Origin of the sequence: Cellulophaga sp. BC115SP (assembly GCF_009905545.1) — a bacterium.
Taxonomy (GTDB): Bacteria; Bacteroidota; Bacteroidia; order Cytophagales; family Spirosomataceae; genus Flectobacillus; species Flectobacillus rivi.
The window spans coordinates 202,927-226,793 of record NZ_JAAALB010000007.1 but is presented as its reverse complement, the minus strand read 5'-3'; the positions used below and the strand labels follow the sequence as shown (position 1 = coordinate 226,793).

At 37.4% G+C, this 23,867-nt stretch carries 19 protein-coding genes; 12 read left to right on the top strand and 7 right to left on the bottom strand.

The genetic code is table 11. The features are described from left to right. Positions 1-191: 191 nt before the first annotated feature. From GVN22_RS08320 to GVN22_RS08310, 3 genes are all read right to left on the bottom strand, one after another. Positions 192-1,403: a glycosyltransferase family 2 protein gene (locus GVN22_RS08320; protein ID WP_166550567.1), complete on the bottom strand. Its 1,212-nt coding sequence runs from the start codon at positions 1,401-1,403 to the stop codon at positions 192-194. Positions 1,404-1,577: 174 nt separating this feature from the next. After that, complete coding sequence (locus GVN22_RS08315) at positions 1,578-1,937, bottom strand: Hpt domain-containing protein (protein WP_166550566.1); 360 nt, start codon at positions 1,935-1,937, stop codon at positions 1,578-1,580. Between the two features lie 261 nt (positions 1,938-2,198). Next, on the bottom strand, positions 2,199-4,472 hold the full coding sequence (locus GVN22_RS08310) for an NADP-dependent malic enzyme (protein ID WP_166550565.1): 2,274 nt from the start codon (positions 4,470-4,472) through the stop codon (positions 2,199-2,201). Between the two features lie 683 nt (positions 4,473-5,155). On the opposite strand from GVN22_RS08310, the gene GVN22_RS08305 reads away from it, so the two are divergent. The 3 genes from GVN22_RS08305 (at position 5,156) to GVN22_RS08295 (ending at position 8,873) form a co-directional block, all read left to right on the top strand. After that, complete coding sequence (locus GVN22_RS08305; RefSeq protein ID WP_166550564.1) at positions 5,156-6,175, top strand: glycosyltransferase family 2 protein; 1,020 nt, start codon at positions 5,156-5,158, stop codon at positions 6,173-6,175. Positions 6,176-6,239: 64 nt separating this feature from the next. After that, positions 6,240-6,869 carry a 7-carboxy-7-deazaguanine synthase QueE gene (locus tag GVN22_RS08300; protein ID WP_205690817.1) on the top strand — a complete coding sequence of 210 codons (630 nt, stop codon included), beginning with the start codon at positions 6,240-6,242 and terminating at the stop codon, positions 6,867-6,869. Between the two features lie 78 nt (positions 6,870-6,947). Further along, complete coding sequence (locus GVN22_RS08295; protein WP_166550563.1) at positions 6,948-8,873, top strand: OmpA family protein; 1,926 nt, start codon at positions 6,948-6,950, stop codon at positions 8,871-8,873. 376 nt (positions 8,874-9,249) lie between these two features. On the opposite strand, the gene GVN22_RS08290 is transcribed toward GVN22_RS08295, so the two are convergent. The 4 genes from GVN22_RS08290 to GVN22_RS08275 form a co-directional block, all read right to left on the bottom strand. Then, positions 9,250-9,984, bottom strand: a complete 735-nt coding sequence (locus tag GVN22_RS08290) for a carboxypeptidase-like regulatory domain-containing protein (RefSeq protein WP_166550562.1) — start codon at positions 9,982-9,984, stop codon at positions 9,250-9,252. A 335-nt stretch (positions 9,985-10,319) separates the two neighbouring features. Further along, positions 10,320-11,156 carry a phosphatidate cytidylyltransferase gene (locus tag GVN22_RS08285; RefSeq protein WP_166550561.1) on the bottom strand — a complete coding sequence of 279 codons (837 nt, stop codon included), beginning with the start codon at positions 11,154-11,156 and terminating at the stop codon, positions 10,320-10,322. Between the two features lie 491 nt (positions 11,157-11,647). Beyond that, positions 11,648-11,869 (bottom strand): DUF2007 domain-containing protein, encoded by a 222-nt coding sequence (locus GVN22_RS08280; RefSeq protein ID WP_141234719.1) that lies wholly within the window; start codon positions 11,867-11,869, stop codon positions 11,648-11,650. 28 nt (positions 11,870-11,897) lie between these two features. After that, entirely contained in the window at positions 11,898-12,827 is a 930-nt protein-coding gene (locus GVN22_RS08275; RefSeq protein ID WP_166550560.1) for a CPBP family intramembrane glutamic endopeptidase, read from the bottom strand. A 102-nt stretch (positions 12,828-12,929) separates the two neighbouring features. On the opposite strand from GVN22_RS08275, the gene dusB reads away from it, so the two are divergent. The 9 genes from dusB to GVN22_RS08230 all read left to right on the top strand — a co-directional run bounded on the left by dusB (position 12,930) and on the right by GVN22_RS08230 (position 23,772). Next, complete coding sequence (dusB, locus tag GVN22_RS08270) at positions 12,930-13,928, top strand: tRNA dihydrouridine synthase DusB (protein WP_166550559.1); 999 nt, start codon at positions 12,930-12,932, stop codon at positions 13,926-13,928. A gap of 99 nt (positions 13,929-14,027) precedes the next feature. Further along, positions 14,028-14,585 carry a hypothetical protein gene (locus GVN22_RS08265; protein ID WP_166550558.1) on the top strand — a complete coding sequence of 186 codons (558 nt, stop codon included), beginning with the start codon at positions 14,028-14,030 and terminating at the stop codon, positions 14,583-14,585. Positions 14,586-14,771: 186 nt separating this feature from the next. Next, positions 14,772-15,659 (top strand): DMT family transporter, encoded by an 888-nt coding sequence (locus tag GVN22_RS08260; RefSeq protein WP_166550557.1) that lies wholly within the window; start codon positions 14,772-14,774, stop codon positions 15,657-15,659. A gap of 21 nt (positions 15,660-15,680) precedes the next feature. After that, positions 15,681-16,178 carry an acetyl-CoA carboxylase biotin carboxyl carrier protein subunit gene (locus GVN22_RS28240; protein WP_166550556.1) on the top strand — a complete coding sequence of 166 codons (498 nt, stop codon included), beginning with the start codon at positions 15,681-15,683 and terminating at the stop codon, positions 16,176-16,178. Between the two features lie 360 nt (positions 16,179-16,538). Next, positions 16,539-17,249: a UMP kinase gene (gene pyrH / locus GVN22_RS08250; RefSeq protein ID WP_095162017.1), complete on the top strand. Its 711-nt coding sequence runs from the start codon at positions 16,539-16,541 to the stop codon at positions 17,247-17,249. A 114-nt stretch (positions 17,250-17,363) separates the two neighbouring features. Then, complete coding sequence (gene frr, locus GVN22_RS08245) at positions 17,364-17,924, top strand: ribosome recycling factor (protein ID WP_166550555.1); 561 nt, start codon at positions 17,364-17,366, stop codon at positions 17,922-17,924. A 345-nt stretch (positions 17,925-18,269) separates the two neighbouring features. Next, entirely contained in the window at positions 18,270-19,142 is an 873-nt protein-coding gene (locus GVN22_RS08240) for an ABC transporter ATP-binding protein (RefSeq protein ID WP_166550554.1), read from the top strand. A 12-nt stretch (positions 19,143-19,154) separates the two neighbouring features. Continuing rightward, positions 19,155-22,745: a M1 family aminopeptidase gene (locus GVN22_RS08235; protein ID WP_166550553.1), complete on the top strand. Its 3,591-nt coding sequence runs from the start codon at positions 19,155-19,157 to the stop codon at positions 22,743-22,745. Positions 22,746-23,058: 313 nt separating this feature from the next. Then, positions 23,059-23,772 carry a GntR family transcriptional regulator gene (locus GVN22_RS08230; RefSeq protein ID WP_166550552.1) on the top strand — a complete coding sequence of 238 codons (714 nt, stop codon included), beginning with the start codon at positions 23,059-23,061 and terminating at the stop codon, positions 23,770-23,772. Positions 23,773-23,867: the final 95 nt, after the last annotated feature.

Here is a 23,867-nt window from a genome sequence, read left to right as displayed (position 1 = left end):
GGGGTTAGGGGTTAGGGGTTAGAATAAAAAAAACCGCACTCCATCTACTCAATTTAACCTACGTTTTCAACTTTTTTCGAAAAAACTAAACCCTATACCCTTACCCCTATACCCAAAAAATACTTTGTCCCTGTTCGCTTCAAAAGAAAAAAACTCACCCCTGATGCCTCACCCCTATCCCCTCAAAAAAACTACTCCGCTCTTTTAACTTTTTCCCAGATACCTGAAGTTAATCCATTGCGATAACGAGCGTAGCCTTTGATGGCACACCAGTTCATAAACGAAAAGTAGAATGGCACGAACAGTAGTTTGATACGAATTTGTTTGTTTTCTAAGGTATATCCCACAATAGCCAATCCATAAAATGCTGTTTGTGCAAGAAATAAAAGTAGATAAAAAGACCGAGGCAAAAATCCCTGTTCTGCCTGTAAAACTAGTAGCAAATTGAGGAAGTAAATAATTGGTAAGCAAAATGGTGCTACCGCCCAGCGCATAGCACGGTGCGATACATACTGGAAAGATAACAAGCCATATTTGAAAATATTCAACAAAAACCCTAAACGAGCAATAGCTTGAAAACCACCTGCGGCAATGCGGATTTTACGCTTCATTTCATCTTGGATAGAGAACGACGGTCGCTCAATAGCATAAGCTTCAGGTTCATAGATAACACGGTATCCATCAGCAGCAATACGAAGGGAAATCACAAAATCGTCGAGCAAAGTATCTTTTTCTACGGGATTAAATAATGGTGTTCTTACGGCAAAAAGCTCACCTGCTGCCCCTACTACGCTATATAACTGTGTATCAAGTTTTTTCAAAAATGACTCATATTTCCAATACAACCCCTCTCCTGCCCCTGCGGCGGCTTCGGCGTCGTTGGTTTGGATACGCTTTTCTCCTGCTACAGCACCCACTTTTTCGTCCTTAAAATGACGAACAATCGCTTTGATTGCTTGATTGTTCAAGGTGGTATTGGCGTCTGTAAATATCACAATCGGAGATTTGATCGTTGGCACCGCCATATTCATAGCCTCAATTTTACCACGACGTGCCGTTCCTCCAATCATCCGAACATTTGGATATTGAGCGCATATCGACTCGATATACTCGCTTGTGCCATCAGTTGAGCCCTCAGTTACAAACAAGAATTCAATCTTTTTGGTGGGATAGTCTAAACTTAAGGAGTTAAAAAGCTTACTTTCGATACAGCTCATTTCATTATAAGCAGGTACAACGAGAGTAACTTCGGGAAGATATTCAGGGTCAAAATCAGCGATAAAGGTTTTTCCTAAGGAACGTCGAATTTTCACTAAAATCCAAGCTACAATTCCATAGCCAACGTAAGTATAAAAAACCAAAAACAACGCAATTACGAGGAGAATCTCAATAAATTGTTTCATACCCTTAGAATATTTGATATAATTAGTAGAAAGGATTTAATAAGCTTTATTGGTATCGAACCCAACAAACACCATTCCACTTAATCAATAATCAGAAAAATATACTTCTAATTACCATCAAGTTTACTTCGATACATAATAACAAACTATTATTAAGGGGACTTAGGTCATACCTTATGATTCTTCTGACAGATAAGCCTCTATTTGTGGTATAATGAGTGCTAGCTCTTCGTCAATCAATTTGTGTAAATCAAGTATAACAGATGATGCTATGCCTTGTTTCAAAGCATGTTCCAAAGCTTGAACAGGCTCATGAAAATCTTGAAGACCAACCATTGTAAAAGAAGGCTTGATACGATGTACCACCTGACCTGCTGCAACAAAATCATTACTAGCCAAAAGAGACCCTACACTTTGCCATGAGGGCACCGAGTCGGACAGAAATACTCCCATCATCATAGTAATAATGTCACGTTCGCCTCCATACACCTCATCCAAGTATGTATGGTCTATATGTCGTCTGAATGGATACATCTTTATAAATTGTCCTGATTAGGTCTTTTTTGTTAGAACGGGTAAAGGTAGTGTGTTGTCAAAGATACTAAAAAATCAGTTTTCATTTTCTTTTTGTTTTAAAAACATCCTAGGATATAATTAAAATTAGTACAGTTAAGTGAGGAAAAATCTATTTAAACACACCTATTTCTTTTTCAGTATTTCTGTAAATAGAAAAAGGAAGCTTCGAAAAAACTTCGAAACTTCCTTTTAAAATAGCAAATGGCACCAAAGAAAAACCTACTTTGATTGTGCTTCTACCACGGCAATCGCTACCATGTTAACAATTTCACGAACTGATGAACCTAATTGCAATACGTGTACAGGTTTTCGTAAACCAAGCAAAATTGGTCCGATATATTCAATATCTCCTGTTTCTTTCAATAAGTTGTAAGAAATATTTGCTGCCGAAAGGTTCGGGAAAATCAATACGTTTGCTCCTTCTTCTGCTAACTTCGAGAATGGATAATTTTCACGTACCAAGTCAGTATCAAACGCCATGTGTGCCTGCATCTCCCCTTCTACGATCATATCTGGATGCTTTCTTTGTAAAATTGCCGTAGCTTCACGCATTTTAACAGCATCTTCACCATCGGCAGTACCAAAGTTAGAATACGTCAACATAGCGATTCGCGGACGAATATTGAATTGCTCAACAGCTTTGGCAGTCAACTCAGTAATCTCCACGATTTCTTCCACACTTGGGTTGAAGTTTACCGTCGTATCAGAGAAGAACAATGGTCCTTTTTTCGTCAACAAGATATACATACCCGATACTTTTTTCACGCCTTCGTCACGACCAATCACTTGCAACGCTGGACGAATAGCATTAGGATAGTTACGAGTCAAACCAGAAATAACACAGTCTGCATCGCCAGTCTCCACCATCATAGCAGCAAAGTAGTTACGTACCTGCATTTGTTTGTGAGCTTCGTACTGATTGTAACCACGGCGTTTACGCTTTTCGAAGAAAATATCGCCATAACGTTTTAACTGGTCTGCGTTTTGAGCATCACGAGTATCAATAATTTTCACATCACCTAACTCCAAGTTATGCTCCTCTATGATACGTTGGATTTTTTGAACATTACCCAGCAAAATAGGAATACAAATACCTTCGTCTTTAGCTTGTTGGACAGCTTTTAATACCTTCAAATTTTCAGCATCAGCAAAAACCACACGTTTTGGCGTTCTCTTAGCACGATTGATGATATAGCGCATCAACTGGTTATCCAATCCCAAACGTTTTGCCAATTCCTGCTCATAAGCTTCCCAATTCGTAATAGGATTTTGGGCAATTCCTGATTCCATAGCAGCTTTGGCAACCGCAATAGAAACCGTTGTAATCAAACGAGGGTCAACAGGCTTTGGAATAATATAGTTACGACCAAAAGACAGGTTTTTTTCGTTGTATGCCAAGTTTACAATATCTGGCACAGGTTTTTTGGCTAGTTCAGCAAGTGCTTTTGCTGCTGCCATTTTCATATTTTCGTCGATTCCTGTAGCACGTACATCAAGCGCTCCTCTGAAAATATACGGAAATCCTAATACATTGTTTACTTGGTTAGGATAATCCGAACGTCCCGTTGCCATAATGATATCTGGACGAGCAGCCACAGCGTCTTCATACGAAATCTCTGGTGTTGGATTGGCCATTGCAAATACGATAGCATCATTTGCCATCGAGCGAATCATATCTTGCGATACAATATTACCCACCGATAAGCCCAAGAATACATCAGCACCTTTCATCGCATCGGCTAAGGTTTCGATACCTTCGGTGTTGGTAGCAAATGGCGCAACATATTTATTGAGGTCGGTACGGCGCTTGTGCACCAAACCGTCCTTATCAAACATCAAAATATTCTCAATTTTTGCACCTAATAACAAGTACAATTTAGCACAAGACAAAGCCGCAGCACCTGCTCCAGAAATTACGAATCTACATTCATCAATTTTCTTATTTACCAATTCCAATGCATTGATGAGCGCAGCACCCGAAATAATCGCTGTTCCGTGCTGGTCGTCGTGCATAATAGGAATTTTGAGGTCTTGTCTGAGTCTCTCTTCAATTTCAAAACACTCGGGAGACTTAATATCTTCCAAGTTTACCCCTCCAAATGTTGGTTCCAATACTTTTACTGTACGAATCAACTCTTCTGGATCTTGAGTATTTAGCTCAATATCGAATACGTCAATATCAGCAAAGATTTTAAACAATAAGCCTTTACCTTCCATAACAGGCTTACTTGCTTCGGGGCCAATATTCCCAAGTCCGAGTACAGCAGTACCATTCGAAATCACCGCTACTAAGTTTCCTTTAGCAGTGTATTTGTAAACATTTTCTACATTGTTGGCAATTTCGATACAGGGTTCTGCAACACCTGGAGAATAGGCCAGTGAAAGGTCACGCTGTGTTTCTGTTTCTTTGGTCGGAACAACTGCAATTTTTCCTGGCCTGCCTTTGGAGTGATAATCCAAGGCATCTTGCTTGCGAATAGATTTTTGTTTCATGTTGATTGGGCGACAATCCCGTGAGGATAATCTTAAGTTAAAAAAGTGCTCGATCTTGTGAAGTATCGAACGTTAGGCATTACGCTTGGTATCCTTACGTTATACGCCAGTTTATTAGTTTTAGATGAATAAAAGAGTGGCGAAATTAGCGTATAGATTTTGAAAAGTCTATAAAAAATATATCAAGTGACCAAATCATAGGAGACACAAAAAGCACATATTTTAGAAGAGTTTTTACTTTTTTCAGAATAAATACATTTAGATAAAAGCTAAAACAAAAGAAAATCATTAAACTTTAGCAAAAAACGATAATAGGACGCACGAAGATTTGAGAAAAGTTTTTTTGAAAAAAGTGCAATCTTATAGGATTTTAACCCAAAATACCTTTCAATTTGATATACATTTATCAAATGAGTACAAAACTAGAGGTACAAGCTAGAGCAACAAAGTATTTTATTTCAGTGCTATCCTTTTAGTAAACAGCTTGGGTAATTGCAAAATCCAAGTGATAAAATCGGAAGTTATCCGTAAATTTGCGATTCTGATTTATCGAGTATAATGCGTTATTTTCAATTATATAGTTCTTGCTAAACAATTTATTGCGATAGATTAAATTTCTTTTCCACTAATAACCTGTAAACAAACTGACACTAATATTATTTTAGTAGAAAGACTTTATTAAAATGAACGTACCCACCATTTCGATAGCACTTTGTACTTATAATGGTAGCAAGTATATCAAAACCCAATTAGAAAGTTTAATTAATCAAACACTAAAACCTAGTGAAATTGTCATCTGTGATGATAATTCGTCGGATAATACGCTTGACATAATTCGTTCGATAGAAGCTCCTTTTCCAATTCTTATTTACGAAAATAAGCCAGCTTTGCGCACAGTCAAAAACTTTGAGCGAGCAGTTTCGTTATGTACAAGTGATTTGATTATGCTTTGTGACCAAGACGACTTTTGGGTTCCTACCAAACTGGAGGTAATGAGCAAATACATGATGCAACATCCTGAGACAAATGTTTTGTTTTCGAACGCTTTATTAGTGGATGAAAATTTGAACAGTTTGGGTAAAAAAATGTGGGAAACCGTCAATTTAGATGAAAAAATTCTACAGCATTGGAAAAATGGTCACTCCACTGAGATTCTGATGGCAGGAAATCGTGTTACTGGTTGCACCATGTGTTTCCGTAAAAGTATAGTTTCTGAAATTATTCCTTTTCCTACGCAGATTGATAGCGACTTTATCCATGATGGATGGATAGCAATGTATGCATCAATTACCAACTCTATCGACTTTATTAACGAAGATTTGATTTGGTATCGTCAACATCCAGCACAACAAGTTGGAGCAAAAAATGAAGAAGCTATATCTCCAGAAAAAGTAACTTTAAAAAATCGTTTTACACGTCCTAAAACTGTAAAAGTTGAACCATTCTTAGCTAAATCGCTCTTTTATAAAAAGATTATTGATTATCTTCTTGAGAATACCTCTTATAAAATTGAAGATTTAACCCCTTTGACCAGAGCCTTCGAACATTATAATTTGCGAGCAGAGTTACCGTTTATACCTAGATTTAAGCGATTTTTACCTTCAATAGTCAATTATACTAAAGGCAATTACCACAAATATTGCCATGTAGGTTCTAGTCAATTAGGGATATTGCAGGCAATGATTGGCGATATTTTAGAATAGCAGGTCAAGGCTAAAGTCTTGGCTATAACACAAACTAAAGAATAAACTACTGAGATAATAAAACATGACAACAATAAAAGAAACGATAAAAGCAACCACCCTTCCAGTTATGGAGGCGTTTTACACGCTCCAAGGAGAGGGTTATTACCAAGGGAAGGCCGCCTACTTTATTAGATTGGGCGGGTGTGATGTCGGCTGCCACTGGTGTGATGTAAAGGAATCTTGGGACGTAAATGCACATCCACGATTAACTCTTGACGAAATTGTGGCTGAAGCAGCCAAGTACCCAGGCAAATTAGCAGTAATCACAGGTGGTGAACCTTTGATGCACCAACTGGATGAACTAACAAATGCACTGCATAATGCAGGTATTCAAACTAATATCGAAACATCAGGTGTGTGCGAGGCGGTGACTGGTTATTGGGATTGGATTTGCTTTTCACCTAAAAAGTTCAAAGCTCCCAATCCAGCTATTTTTGAAAAAGCCCATGAATTAAAAGTGGTTATTTTTCATCCAAGTGATTTTGAATGGGCAGAAAGTTATGCCGCACAAATGGCTCCAGAATGTCTTTTATATCTACAACCCGAATGGAGTAAGTCTGAAACTATTCTTCCTCTGATTATTGAATACATAAAAGACAATCCAAAGTGGAGAATTTCGTTACAAGTTCATAAATTTATGAACATTCCGTAAGGTTAAAAGCAAATGCCTGTTGGATGAATCATCTAACAGGCATTTGCTTTTAACCTTGTCTAATTACTTATAATAACTATGAATACGTTTAGATTTTGGACACTTTTAGGTTGCTTTTTATGCTTCATAATGAGCGAAGTATTTGCTCAGCAAAATCTTTCTACAACTAATAAAAAAGCCATCAATGCCTATCAAGATGGGCTTCAGGCTTTACAAGAAAGAAAAATTGATGAGGCTTTTCAACAGTTTGAGGAGGCTATCGAGCGAGACAACCTTTTTGCAGAAGCCTATTATCAATTGGGTCGTTTGTACGAACAAAATCGCCAATTTGGCAATGCGATTTTGAACTATGAAAAAAGCTATAACTCCAACCCCGAAGCTAGTGTTGCCAATAACACTTTACAGTTTTTAGGCAATTTGTACATGCGTAAGGGTGAGTATCAAAAAGCCAAAGCTTATCTCGAATTACTACTTCCCAAAATTCCTCCAGCTAATAACCTGACTATTCAACGAATCAAAAGAAGTATCGCCAATGCCGAATTTGCCTTAAAAGCTGTGAATCAACCGCTTGACATAAAGCCTATTGCCTTACCTAATACCATAAATGCTTTCGATACACAGTATTTCCCCACACTGACTGCCGACAGAGAAACGTTGATATTTACGGCTCAAAACTATAGCAACCGAGATGAAAACTTATACGTTTCGAAATGGATAGATCAACAGTGGCAACAAGCCCATAGTCTTTCAGAACTAATCAATACCTCACAAAATGAAGGAACCGCCAGTATTGCTGCCGACGGTCGAACCTTGGTGTTTACAGCCTGCGGAGGGCGTAATAGCTTGGGAAGCTGTGATTTGTTTGTGAGTTATAGAGAAGGAAACGACTGGACAAAGCCCGCCAATATGGGACAGGCAGTCAACTCTGGTGAGTGGGACTCGCAACCATCTCTTTCGGCAGACGGACGAACTTTGTACTTTGTATCAGATAGAAGAGGAAGTATCGGGAAAAGGGATATTTGGGTGAGTAAGCAAGATTCGACAGGACAATGGCAAAAGGCCCAAAATGTAGGTAATACCATCAACACCTCTGAAGATGATTTATCACCTTTTATTCATGCCAATGGACAAACGCTTTTCTTTAGCTCAGAAGGACATGCAGGCATGGGCGGTTTAGATTTATTTATGTCTCAAAAACAAGGTGTTAGCTGGACAGCACCTCAAAATTTGGGATATCCTATCAACACCCAAGACGACCAAGTCGCCTTGTTTATTACTGCCGACGGACAAAAAGGATATTATTCATTAGAACAAGATACAGGAGAGAGATATAAAAAATCTAAACTCGTAGAAATCACATTGCCTAGCTCATTACAAGCCAAAATCCAAGCTACAACCTACCTAAAAGGTATTGTAACTGATGCTAAAACCCAGCAAAAGCTTTCAGCAGAGTTAGAATTAGTAGCCTTAAACCCTTCTCAAACAGTGGGTAAATTTATCTCAGATACTCAAACAGGTCAATATATTTCAGTATTAAATACTTCGGGAGAATATGCCTTGTTTGTGAATAAACAAGGGTATTTTTTCAAAAGCCTTCATTTTGATTTTAGCCAAACTCATGCGTTAGACAAAGTATTAAATATCAGCCTTGAACCTATTCAAAAAGATGCTAAAGAAATTTTGAATAATATCTTCTTTGCGACGAATCAGTGGGATTTACAACCCCAATCTGCCACTGAGCTTGACAAATTAGTAGTTCTCTTAAAAAGTAATCCCATGCTTTCGGTGGAAATATCGGGGCATACCGACGATGTAGGCAAAGATGCTGACAATCTAATTTTATCACAAAAAAGGGCTAAAGAAGTGATGAACTATTTGATCAACAAAGGTATTCCAAGCAACAAAATTAAAGCAGAAGGCTACGGCGAAACCAAACCATTTGTACCTAATACATCAGACGAAAATAGAAAGCTTAATAGAAGAATTGAGGTTAAGTTTTTGTAGAGAATGTAGGTATAGCACCAATACGAGTCACCCCTAGTTCATTGTGTGAATTGAGATTGAGTGAATGAGTGATTATTTTAAGAAGAAATTCACCAGTAGAGACGCAATGATTGCATCTTAAGCTGAGTCAGATATAGCATATCAAAAAAGCGGTTGGAAATTGTTTTTCCAACCGCTTTTTTGATAATGAAACTATTTAAACATTTTATGACGGATTAATAAATTTACCCGCTAAATGAAATCATGGTCAAGAATCGTATTGTTTATTAAAACGTTGAATGCGTGTTAAACTCATCCCCAAGCAACATTTCTCTATACTGGTGAAATTTCAATCTAAAAATAATCACCCATTCACTAAATCACAATTCACTCAATATTACTGACCTCCGCCACCAGACTTGATTTCTTTCATAATTTTCTGACGACTTACGCCTTCACTTGGCGCATCTTCGTAGGCCTTTTTATAATCATCTTTTTTCAAATCACCACGCTTGATTGACTGAATAAACTGTGCCCATGCAAATGGATTGGTTAAGGTCATCAAAGGACTAGAAATAAAGTTACGATTGGCCATACTATAAGTCATTTGATCAGAGAAGTTTCGGAAATTACCAGCCCCGCTCAAACCTGCTTTTAGCGCCAACACATTCAATTTCGATTGCTCCAAATTCTTCGCTAATGCCTTACGACCCGCCTGATTATCCAACTGCATTTCTAGGAAAGCCTTTTTAAAATCTTCTTCTGTACTATATGGATATACCCTTACCTCGGCGAGCATTCTCGTTTCTTCAGCCATACGCACATAAGCTTGGTGTGTTTGCTCAATGTCTCTAGGAATGACATAATATCGCTTTTTGTAACCCACATACGAAAACTGAATTGTATCGCCAGGATATACATACAAGGCAAAATTACCTAAGTTATCTGTCAAAGTACCTCTTCCTGAATTTGGGTTAAAAACATAAGCACTTGGCAAAAATTCAGAACTACGGTCAGCTACAACCCTTCCCGAAAAAATAACACTCTTATCTTGCCCCTGAGCAAAAGTTTTAACAGAAAATCCTGTCACTAAGAGTATTAATATGGTAATATATCTAAATGCTAATCGCATGGTATAATATTTAATTTGAAATTTCAACGGATTGAATACGCAAACTTATACAATTTAAAGGATTAGACCTTGTAGTCCTGTATTGGTTTAACAGTTTTTAACGTTTTACCAAAACACTATATTAATTTACAACACTAAAATACAGAATTACCTCACAAAAGTAAAGCGTCTTTTTCAGATCTAAGTTCAATTTAATCTCAATAGGATTCAATCTTTTACATAAATCCTCTTTTATCACAAATACCAAGAAATCATTATGACTCACCCCTATAAAAGCAAAAGCGCCAATGTTTCATAAAGAAGAACATTGGCGCTTTTTATATTGTTTTTAGCAATTAAAACATTTTCAAAAATGTAATGATAAATGGTACTGACAATAACAAACCGTCGAATCTATCCAAAAACCCTCCATGACCTGGGATTGTAGAGGCCGAATCTTTGATTTTAATACTTCTTTTGAAAAGCGATTCTACCAAGTCGCCATACGTACCAGCCACCACGATAATAGCGCCGCATACATACCATTGCCAATCTTGTAAATCATCGAAATATTGAGTTAGAACAAAGGAAACTAACATGGCTGCTGCAAAACCACCGATACTTCCCTCCCACGATTTTTTAGGCGAAACTCTTTCGAACAATTTGGTTTTTCCAAATTTTGTACCTGCAAAATAAGCGCCTGTATCACTAGCCCAAAGTAAGAACAAACAGCCTAGAGGACGTTGCCAGCTAAATCTGAAATCTGGTGTTAAGAAAGCCAAAATGATAATTAAAGCAAAAGGCAAAGCAACATAAATTACTCCTAAAAAAGTATAAGCAATATTCTTAAATGGCTTTTCATCTTCTGATTTATAGAGTTTTATAAAGAAAATCAACGCCATTAGTGGTGATAACACATAATAGTCTTCGTAAGGAATAATGCCCTTCTCAATCAAAAACGTAACTGTGACTAAAATAAACCCACAAAAAGTGCCATAGTAGGTTAATGGCTCGTTGCCATCCAAACCTAGCAATTTGTAAAATTCTAATTGCGCCAATACCGAAATCAAAGCAAATAAGACATAGAAAGTCCAGTCGCTATAAATGATACAAAACAATAAAAATGGAATTGCAATGACTGCAGCAATCACACGTTGCTGAAGATTGGACATACCCTGTAATTTTTCCTTCATCCTTTTCTTTAATAAATTTAAAATTTCATTTAGAATAGCTTCATAAGTATGAGTGCTGAATTGTGAGTGATGAATTATGAATACAAAATTATAATTATCAATATTTCACATTATAATTTAGAGTATGTTTAAATTTTATTAAGTTATTAAAAATGAAATAATTTGTATTCGCTTTTATGAAATCCTATTGTTTGAGCCGCAGGCGAGTTTAGGATTTCTTGACTTTCTTTTGTTACTTTTCTTGTGTCAAGACAAGAAAAGTAAGGAGTCGCGAATGGAAATTTCGTTTTTCTTATGAGAACCAAATAATTTTTTTAAACATACACTTAGTTTATTTTAATGCTGCACTACTACTTAAATAATTGTACGAAATATAATTGCATGATTATGCTGTAGCTCAAAAGTTCATGTTATTTTGATAGAAATATAATTAAACTTCTTACTTACCTCACAATGCACGTAATTTTTTCGTATATCAATGACTTGACCTTTCATTGCAGCGAATCCTGAAAACCGCCTTCATTTTCTAATAAAAACCTCGCCAAGGTAGCACGACTAGCTGGCACATATAGCTCACATACACCCAATAGATACGAACTATCTCTTTTGTTAATCACAACTGCTTCTATCTGATGTTCTTCGACTAAATAAGCTTTTGCCAAATCTGTTTTAAAAGGACTATCAGACACATATATCTTCTGCCAATCGTTCATTATTTCAAATTTCTGATTTATAGACTCACTATTCAATTTTCAGTGCGGTATCTTGATAGATTTTTCTAAAAATCAACACCGATACCAAGGCCGAAGCCAAAGCCGCCGTCCAAGGTACAGAATCTGTTTCTACTATATTTACCTCCAAAACGCCAATTTTATATAAATAGCTCATCAAAATCGTAAAACCATTATTGACAAAATGTGCCCAAACCGGCAAACTCAAACTCCCCGACCAATAGTATAAATATCCAAACATGGCTCCAAGAAACATGCGAGGAATTAATCCGTAAAACTGAAAATGGATAAAGCTAAACCAAAACGCAGCTACCCAAATAGCCAAATGAGGGTTATTCCATTTTTTGAGTAAAATATTTTGTAAAACTCCTCTAAACAGTAACTCTTCACTGATAGCAGCCGTTCCAGCAACTACTACAAGCGCCACTACAAATTGAGGAAATGATTTAAAATCCGTAAAATACAAGGTAATTTTCTTGGCAGCCTCCTCGCTTTCTTGCATCCACTGTTCCAATCCTTTCAAAGCACTCGGAAGCTGAATTGACTTATTCCATTCAATAAACAACGAGTCGAAGGGCATAAAACCTATAACTAATATGAGCACCATACCCCAAACCAACGCCGTAGGTTGACGTAAGCTCCACTGATTAATTTCCCTTTTTTCGACATATTTCCAAAAAATCAAAGCAGAAAGTATGAATGGAATAGGCGTACTAAGGGCTTGTAAAAGCATCATAGCATACCATGCATCAGGGTAATGATCTGGATTTGCCTGAAAAGTAGCGAATTGCGCCATCGGCACACCAGTCATATTGGAGAAAACAGCTAGACCAATTGCCGAACCAACCGCCAGAAAAACAAGGGTTAATCCAAACAAAATCAAAACTTTAGCGAAAAGGGGTCTGTCAGTTTGTGACGAAAAAGTATCAAATTGTGCCATATTGGTTGTAAATTTACAGCAAAATTGTGAGTTTGATAATTCTAAAAGACTGTTTGTTATAGGAATTTACCAAAACCTAGCACATACAGGCAAGAATTGAATATGGCAAAGATAAGAAATATAGATTTAGGCGAGTTTCCACTTTTGCTTGCCCCGATGGAAGACGTGTCTGACCCTCCCTTCAGAGCGGTTTGCAAAGCCAACGGAGCCGACCTAATGTACACTGAATTTATTTCCTCGGAGGGCTTGATTCGTGATGCTGCAAAGTCAGTACAAAAATTGGATATTTTTGAGTACGAGCGCCCAATTGGTATTCAGCTTTTTGGCTCGGATATTGAAACCATGAGAGCTTGTGGTGAGATTGCGACCAAAGCAGGTCCCGATTTGATTGACATTAACTACGGATGTCCTGTAAAACAAGTGGCTTGTAAAGGTGCTGGTGCTGCATTGCTTCAAGATATTCCTAAAATGGTAGCCATGACCAAGGCTGTAGTGGAGTCAACGCACCTTCCTGTGACCGTAAAAACACGTTTAGGCTGGGATGAGTCAACCAAAAATATTCAAGAAGTAGCCGAAAGACTACAAGACATTGGTATCGAAGCCTTGACAATTCATGGGCGTACACGTGTACAGATGTACAAAGGAGAGGCAGATTGGACTTTGATTGGAAAAATTAAAGAGAATCCTCGCATCAAAATTCCTATTTTCGGAAATGGTGATATTGATTCTCCAGAAAAAGCATTAGAATATAAAAACCGTTATGGCGTTGATGGCATCATGATTGGTCGTGCTTCTATTGGGTATCCTTGGATTTTTAACGAAATTAAACATTTCCTAAAAACGGGCGAGCATCTAGCTTTACCTACTATTCAAGACCGAATAGATGTATGTAAACATCATCTCGACTTTAGTATTCGTTGGAAAGGTAACCATGTAGGTATCGTCGAAATGCGCCGTCATTATGCCAATTATTTTAAGGGAATACCTCATTTCAAAGAATTTAGAATGCGTCTCGTAACTGCCTTTAGTTATGATGAAATCTTAGAAATATTAGCCAATGTACAAGCATTCTATGCACAAGGAGAGCTTGTTGCTGAGTAATTCGGTATAGTTTTTGTCTGAATAGTTATTTAGAGAGTATGACCACATTACTCATACTCTCTTTAACATTGAATCCATCCTAAGTAGAAATTTTAAGCTGTGAAAAGGCTAATACTATCAACCCTTATTCTTATAGGGCTGAGCCATATAATTGAGGCACAAAAACTACACCCGATTTATCTTTACTTTGCCCATGGCTCCGATCTAAACAGGGATAAATCTACTCGCATTCTCGAAAATAGTCCGCAACTCTTTTGTATCGGACTCGAAAAGCGTATAACCAAAAGTCCGTACTATGGATTAGGTCTTCAGTATACACAATTCACATCAGAATTTTCAGATTTTAAGCAATTTAGTTTCAGAGGCTATCAACATTTTGGAGAGCTAACCAATTCTGATGAAGCCAATATAGACCCTTATTTTGGAGCAATGCTAGGTGGCGATTATTATCAAAAACAATTTGCACCAACCGTTGGTATCCTTTTGGGTATCAGAGTGATGGTACGTTCATTTATTGGTATTCACTTCGAAATCGGCACGTCTTCTTCCTCACATAATAGCGGAACAATCTTCCAAATGGGCATTACCAGTTGTTTTAAAAGTGGACTCAAACTTCCCACTCGTACTCGCAAAGGCACCGATTGCCCAAGGTTTTAAGTTTTATTGACCCTTTTTCAGTAGTTCTTGCTTATCCTTTCTTGACGTCTTCTCTCGTATTTCTTTCTTTTTCAAGGTTTCTGAAACTCTATTTCAATTTTTAGTTGTTAAAAAAGCATTAACTTGTCATTGCTAACTGTTTTGCTGTACCATGTATGGTCAAAGCTTCATTCAACATTGTTTCTTATGAGCAACACTACTACTAAATCTACTTCTGCCATCGCTTGGTTTTTGTTAATCTTATTGGCTTTAGTCTGGGGAAGTTCTTTTATTCTTGTCAAAAAAAGCCTTCATGTATTTCAAGCGTCACAGGTAGGTTCATTGCGCATCTTTTCGGCATTTTGCTTTTTTGTACCTATTTTTTTGTATAACCTCAAAAAAATTCCTTTCAAGGATTGGTATAAATTTTTGATTGTAGGTTGTTTAGGAAACCTCTTTCCTGCTTTTCTTTTCTCATTAGCAGGAACAAAACTAGATAGCGCTATTTCGGGAGCATTAAATTCAACAACACCGCTATTTACCCTAGTCATTGGTGGATTGTTTTTCAATAATCGTATTACCAAACGACAACTCTATGGCATTATTATAGGCTTTGTGGGTGCTTTAATGTTGGTTTTGGCTGGAAAAGAAAAAATCTCCATTAACCTATATGCCTTATTGGTGATTTTGGCGACGCTCTTATATGGTATCAATCTACAGTTTACCAAAAAATATCTTACTAATATTGGTCTCGACTCCTTGGTCATTACCAGTTGTATCTTTATGACTATTGGTCCAGTGTCAGGTGTAGTTTTATTTAGTTCAGACTTTGTAGACAGGCTTTCGCAAGACGGAGCTTTGCCTGCTTTGGGTTATGGTGTCTTGCTTGGGGTAATGGGTTCTGCTATTGCGATGGTGTTGTTTAATAGACTGATACAGATGACTTCAGCAGTTTTGGCTAGCTCTGTTACCTATCTCATTCCGATTGTAGCGATGATCTGGGGCGCACTGGACAACGAAGCTATACTTATTGAGCACTATTTAGGTATGTCAATTATTTTAGTTGGTGTATATTTGGTCAATAAAAGTTCGTAACAAAACAAAATTAAAAGAGCCATGTTAAAAGCAAGTGTAAATAATAAGACTTTCGATATTCAACAAAATGCTACTGAAACCATCCTTAATGGAGAACCTTTTGGTTGGGATTTTGCCAAGACACAGGACGGAAATTTCAGTATTTTGTATAATAACCGTTCGTTCAATGCCGAAGTAATCGAGGCGGATTATGCAAGCAAGAGTTTTGTCCTAAAAATCAATAATTCTGTTTACACTGTTGGCGTAAAAGACCGTTTTGATATTTTGCTTGACCAACTGGGCATGAGCAATGCAGCCTCTTCAAAAGTAAATGACCTCAAAGCACCAATGCCAGGCTTGGTTGTTGACGTTAAAGTTGCGGTTGGGGATGCTGTCAAAAAAGGAGATACTTTATTGATTTTGGAAGCCATGAAAATGGAAAATGTACTAAAAGCTACTGGCGACGGAAAAGTAAAATCTATTAAAGTAGCCGCACGTGAAAATGTAGAGAAAAATCAAGTAATGATTGAATTTGAATAAAATCATTCGTAATAATCCTAGATTCAACCATTTACTAACACTTTTGATAAATACTCAATAGCCCAATTACATATTTTGCGTAATTGGGCTATTTTTGTGTGCATGCGAGTTCGCAAATCGCTCAGCTATCAGATTATGTTCCATAAGTAAAAAAGTTATTTGTTATTAGTATATCAGTTATTGGATTGCATTCATAATCATAGGGATACTATCCAAGTGAACCAGAGATATATTCTTAATTTAAGCTTTCCTGTTACTTATATGGTGCAGGAATAAAGATAAAAATCATTTAACTTCAAATCGGGGCTATTCCAAACTAAAAAACTTTGTTTATCTTTGCGACCGAAAAAAAAAATTCTCATGGACAAACCCAAGTACAAAAGAATTCTTCTTAAGCTCTCAGGTGAAGCCCTCAGTTCAGATGGCGAAGTTCTCGAACCTTCAATTTTGGAGCAATATGCCCAAGAAATCAAGAAAATACACGATTTAGGTGTCGAAGTTGCCATTGTAATCGGTGGCGGTAATATCTTCCGTGGCGCAAGTGCTGCCAAAGTTGGTATCGACCGTGTACAAGGTGATTACATGGGTATGTTGGCTACCGTAATCAACGGTATGGCAATTCAGGCTTCTTTAGAGAAGCACGGAATGTTTACTCGTTTGATGACTGCTGTCAAAATCGAGGCTGTTTGCGAACCAATGATTCGTCGTCGTGCTATTCGTCACCTTGAGAAAGGAAGAATTATTATCCTCAGTGCCGGAACTGGTAACCCTTATTTTACAACTGACTCAGCGGCAGCACTTCGTGCTATCGAAATCGAGGCAGATGTAGTACTAAAAGGAACTCGTGTAGATGGTGTATATACTGCTGATCCAGAAAAAGACCCTACTGCTACACGTTATTCACAGCTTTCATTTGCTGAGGCTTTAGGTAAAGGTCTGAAAATTATGGATGCAACAGCGTTTACGCTTTGCCAAGAAAATAAACTCCCTATTATCGTATTCGATATGAACAAACCTGACAACCTTACTAGGCTTGTTCAAGGTGAAGATGTAGGAACTTTTATTAGCTAACAAATAACCTTCAAATATCGGATAGCTCAAAGTTGTTTTACCTTGGGGCTGTCCGATTTTTTTTGAAAGTCTCTAGCGAACTATTTGAATTTCACAACCCACTCATTACAACAAATGGAAGAAATAGAATTTTATCTTGATGCTGCCACAGAAACAATGGATGGCGCTATGAAGCACCTAACTATTGAGTTAGCCAAGATTCGTGCAGGAAAGGCAACTCCCGCTATGCTCGACGGGATTCAGGTGGAATACTATGGTATGATGACTCCTCTTACAGGTGCTGCGTCTATTGCAATTCCTGATGCGCGTTCAATCGTAGTAAAACCTTTTGAGAAAAAAATGATTGCGGAAATCGAAAAGGCTATCCGTAACTCAAATATCGGACTTTCTCCAATGAATGACGGTGAGGTAATTCGTTTGAACTTGCCCCCAATGACTGAGGAAAGACGTAAAGAATTGGTAAAAAAAGCAAGAGTTGAAATCGAAACAGCTAAGGTGAACGTTAGAAAAGTTCGTCAAGAAGCCAATGATTCTATTCGTAAATTGAAAAACGATGGTGTATCTGAAGATGCTGTAAAAACTGGTGAAGAGCGTGTTCAAAAATTGACTGATAGCTACATTGCTAAAGTTGAAGCTATTTTTGTAGAAAAAGAAAAAGATATTATGTCGGTATAATTGTGATATTCTTGAAACTGATTTTTATCAAACCGTTTTCAAGGTATTCTACCGTTTTATAAGACCGTTTGCACATCATTAGAATGTTCGAACGCTAAAAACCTCCTCGTTATTTTGTATGTCTAGGCATATAGAAAACAGGAGGTTTTTTATATGCCGTATCTTTGGGACTCAACCTAGGTTATACATACCATTCAATCTTTGAAATCCTCGATGTTAATCATATCCTCAAAGTTCTTCTGTAACCTATATGACTATTTGGGCACTTTATCCTTTTCTCTATTTCTTTTTTACACTTTTTTACTATATTACCTTTATTCTTTTTTCTAAAAACCTTTTGACCTCATGCAATTAACAATTACCAATCTCAACAAAACCTACTCGAATGGTGTACATGCCATCAACAATGTAAATCTAACCATCAATCAAGGAATGTTTGGTTTGCTGGGACCAAATGGTGCAGGAAAGTCATCATTGATGCGTACCATTGCCACTTTACAAGAAGCCGACTCTGGCAGTATTATGTTGGGAGACATCAATGTGCTTACTCAAAAAGATGATGTTCGCAAAACCTTAGGCTACCTACCTCAGGAATTTGGTGTTTATCCTAAAATCGATGCTATCACGCTACTCGACCATCTTGCCGTATTGAAAGGTATTACCCATAAAGCCGAACGTAAAGAATTAGTCGAATCTTTGTTACAAAAAACCAACCTTTGGGAAGCTCGTACCAAAAACTTGGGAGGCTATTCGGGAGGTATGAAACAACGTTTTGGCATAGCCCAAGCTCTTATTGCGAGTCCAAAATTGATCATTGTAGACGAACCAACGGCTGGTCTTGACCCTGCCGAACGCAATAGATTTCTGAACCTCTTGTCGGAGCTGGGCGAAAATACCATCGTCATTTTATCAACACATATCGTTGAAGATGTCAAAGAATTATGCTCCGACATGGCGATTATCAACCGAGGACAGGTATTATACAAAGGAAATCCTTTTGATGCCATGGCTCAATTAGAAGGAAAAGTATGGCAAAAACGTATTACAAAAGCCGAACTAAACACCTACAAAGAGCAGTTTACGGTAATTTCTGATCGCTTGATTGCTGGTACGCCAGTTATCAATGTGCTAGCAGATACTCAGCCAGAAGCTGGATTTGTAGCGGTAAATCCAGATTTGGAAGACGTATATTTCGGAAAAATATTTGCTAACGCCTAACCTATTCAAACTATGCTTTTAGAATTTATTAGATTCGAAATTAACTATCGCAAGCGAAGACCTGCGACTTGGATATACTTTTTGTTACTCTTTGTAACTGCCATACTATTTGTTACCACAGAGCTAAAAGACATTGTAACCAGAAGTGAGCAAATCAAAGAAAATGCACCTTTCATTATCGCTTTTTTACAAGGAATTGTCTCCTATTTTTTCTGTATGATTACCTCCGCAGTCATGGGCGTAGCAGTTTTGAGAGATTTTGAGTACAATACCGAAGCATTGATGTTTAGTAATCCTATCAGAAAGTTCGACTATTTGATGGGGCGCTTTATTGGCTCATTTCTAGTGTTGCTATTTATTTTCTCTGGTTTTTGGCTGGGTTTAGCTATAGGGGACTTCTTGCCAAATCGCAAAGCTGAAAATTTGCTTCCTTTTAATTTACTGCATTTTATTCAGCCATTTTTTGTCTTGGTAATACCTAATTTACTTTTCACAGGAGCATTATTTTTTGCAGCAGGGGCACTCACTCGCAAGTCTGTGATGATTTACACACAAGGAATTATCCTTTTTGTCGTCTATAATATCGCTCAACAGCTCCTTTCAAATATCGATAACCGTGAACTAGCAAGCTATATAGACCCTTTTGGTATTATCAGTCTTAATACCACCATTCGTTATTGGTCACCTGCCGAACGCAATATGTGGATGATTCCACTTTCAGGAGTATTTCTTTACAATCGCCTTATTGTCACAGGATTGGGATTGATTATTTTAGCCATCACGTATTGGAGTTTTAGTTTTAATGTTGTCAAAAGTTCACATTTTAAACCCAAAAAATCTAAGAAACAAGAAGAAGTACGTATCAAACCAGAAAATGTTGTTATTCCACAAGTCCAACAATTACTTAATAACAATACCTATCTGCGACAGTTTGGGAGCTTAACTACCTTCTACTACCGAACAATTTTTAAGGAAGTACCATTTCTGACAATCATCATTTCGGGCTTTGCCTTGTTCATTGCAACGGTCGGTAATACTCAACGCTGGTTTGGGGTTGGAACTCTACCTACTACTGCCAATATGCTTGGTTCTTTAGGGATTCTAGAGTTTTTCTATTTAGCCATTGCAGTTACGTATGCTGGCGAGCTAGTATGGAAAGAGCGTACTGTCAAATTCAACCTGATTTTTGATTCGATGCCGATTCCTGATTTTATCGGGATTTTTAGCAAATTCTTATCGCTTTTATTGGTATTTTGTACGCTATTGGTCTTTTTTATTGGGCTGAGTGTGCTAGTTCAGGCAGTTCAGGGATATTTTGACTTTCAGCTATCGGTGTATTTTGGCACTTTGTTTTCTTCCACCCTAATTTCTATCATACAGTTTCTCCTATTCTTCTTTTTTATTCAGGTAATAGTCAATGATAAATTTTTGGGTATTGCTATCTCGGTCGGTTTTTTGATTCTCACGGCAGTGCTTTCACTGATGGGAGTCGAACACCCTCTTTTACAATTTGGAGGACAAAGTTTGGGGCAATATTCTGACATGAATATTTATGGGCATTTTGTGACACCATTCTCATGGATGAGTTCTTACTGGCTTGCCTTTGTCATGATCATGTTTATTGGTGCGACGATTCTCTCCGTACGAGGTGCCGACGAATTGCTCGAAACTCGTATTGCTGCTAGTAATCATCGTTTTAGTAAACCCTTACTCACGGCAACTATTCTTACACTGACAGTCTTGATTGGCACAGGTGGCTATATTTTTTATAATACCAATTTCTTAGAAACCTATCGTTCTTCAAAGAATGAGAAAAAACTACGAGCAGATTTTGAGAAAACGTTAAAAAAATATGAGAATGCACCCCAACCCAAAATCGTAGAATCCAATCTCAAAGTAGAATTGTACCCGTCGGAAAGAAAAATGAAAACTGAAGGTTTTTATTATTTGAAGAATAAAACCAATAAACCTATTCAGGATATCTATATTTCATTTACAGCCGATGTAGATGTCGAAAAACTGACGTTTGACCAACCTTTTACTAAACAAAAAGAATGGAAAGATTTTCAGTTTACGATTTATCATTTGCAAAAAGCTCTTGCTCCACAAGATTCGATCAAGATGGATTTTCAATTGGCAGTCGGTGCGAAAAGTTTCTTGTCAAGCGTTACAGGCACGAACATTGTGTATAATGGAACATTTTTTAACAATAGTTCCTATTTTCCACAATTGGGATATATCGAAGATGCTGAACTGAGCGATAAAGACGACCGCGAAGACAATGGACTCAAACCCAAAGAAGACCGATTACCAAATCAAAATGACCCACATGGGCTATCAAGTAACCTCTTTGGCGATGATGCCGATTTAATTCGATTCTCGATGACCATTGGCACTGAGCCTGACCAAATTGCCATAGCACCAGGTTACCTCCAAAAATCGTGGAATGCCAATAATCGTCGCTATTTTAGTTATAGCATGGATCAGCCTATGGCTAATTTTTACTCGATAGTTTCGGCAAGGTATGAGGTAAAACGTGAAAAATGGAATGGTATCAATCTGGAAATTTATTATCACAAAGGACACGATAAAAATCTTGACAGAATCATGAATGGCATGAAAAAGGCATTGGGATATTATTCGAAAAACTTCAGCCCTTTTCAATACAAACAAATGCGCATCATGGAGTTTCCTAGATATGCTTCCTTTGCACAATCTTTTGCCAATACGGTTCCATTTTCTGAAAGCATGGGCTTTGTGATGGATATTCAAAAAGATGACCCAGATATTCCATTCTATGTAACTGCGCACGAACTTGGTCATCAATGGTGGGGACATCAGGTCATTGAAGCCAATGTCAAAGGCAATGGCATGCTTTCGGAGTCTTTATCTGAATATTCTGCTTTGATGGTACTCAAAAATCACCTGTCAACTGAGGTCATGCAAAAGTTCATGAAATATAATTTGGATGAATATCTTTACGGTCGTGCCACCGAGCGCAAGAAAGAGCAACCATTATATTTATGTGAAAATCAACAATATATCCATTATAACAAAGGCTCTGTATGTTTGTATGCACTGCAAGATTATATCGGTGAAGATAAAGTAAATCAAGCCTTATCCGAATATGCTAAAGATTGGAAATATGCAGGACCAGACAACCACAAAAAGCGCTATCCAACTACCTTAGATTTATTAGCGTATCTCAAAAAAGCAACGCCAGATTCTTTGAAATATCTGATTACTGACCTTTTTGAAACAATTACTTTGTATGAAAATAAAACAGATATAGCTACTGCCAAAAAGCTGAAGAACAATACATACGAGGTTACTTTAAAGATTTCTTCTGAAAAAAGTAGAGCAGACAAATCTGGCAACCAGAAGGTGATTGGTATGAATGACTGGATTGATGTGGGTGTTTATGGAAAAGATGCAGAAGGAAATGATAAATTAATTTACCTGAAAAAACATCGTTTTAGCAAAAAGGAACAAACACTCAAGCTTATCGTGAAAGAAGAACCTCTCAAGGCTGGTATAGATCCCATTCATAAATTAATCGATAAGCATATTATCGATAATGTAAAAAAGGTTTCGATAGAGTAAAGCGGTTTTTAGTCTGTAGTTTTATTACTGGACAAAACGGGTAAGTTTGGTAAGCGGATTTAGACTGCTCAGTCCTTTAACCAGTTTTAAACTGGTTAAAGGACTAAGTCCAAGACAAAGTCTTGAACTAGGAACTTTCATTTTGTCCAGTAATAAGTTATTGAATACTAATTTTTATCATCAACATTTTTACAAAAATCTATCTATCAATAGATTACCAAACACAATATCATCAAATTAGAGAAACCTTTTCTGAAGAGTGCAGAAGTCTTGCTGAAGAATTGTATTTTTGCACCCTAATTCCTCAGAACGTATGCAAATTCCACAATATCGACAACTATACGAGAGCCTTCGACATCAGATTATTTCGGGTATTTATCAGCAAGATGATTTATTACCATCCGAAAATCAGTTAGCCGATTTGCATCAAATCACTCGTATGACCGTTCGACAAGCCCTCAACGAGCTTGTGAAGGATGGCTATATCCGCAAGCAAAAGGGAAAGGGAAGTTTTGTGAATCTTCGACGCAAAACAGTAGGATTACTCGCATTTAGAGACCCCAAACAGCTCAATAGTAACGAAGAGGTTGCTCTACAATCCAAAATCATTGGAAGACCCTCCATTCAGGCATGGGATCCTGCTTTTTTCTTCCCTATTTCAGAAGCTGAACGACAAGCAGGCTGTATCGTTGCGATGAATCTACACCATTCTCAAGCTACGCCTGTGATGTTTGAATACTATTATTTGCCGAATATCAATTTGCCAGGTTTTATCATGACGCCTTTTGTCAATGATTCAATCATGGAATCATTACGCGTCAATTATCACGTAGAAGCCTCAGGTGTTGAACAAGAAGTATCCTGTGTATTGGCCAAAGCCCAAGAAGCACAATTCTTGAAAGTAAGTGTGGGAAGTCCGCTCGTATATGTATGGCGCAGATATACGACCAACCGTATGGGATATTATTTCTACAGCGTTTCTTTTTGCAATACGCAACAGTATTCCTTGAGTAGTTTGATAGTGTAGAAAATTGAGAACCTGTTTTTATTTCAAAGGACTAATGTATAAATTTAGAGTTACTGTTACGACTTTTGAATAGACTTTACTTTTAGGGTGCGACT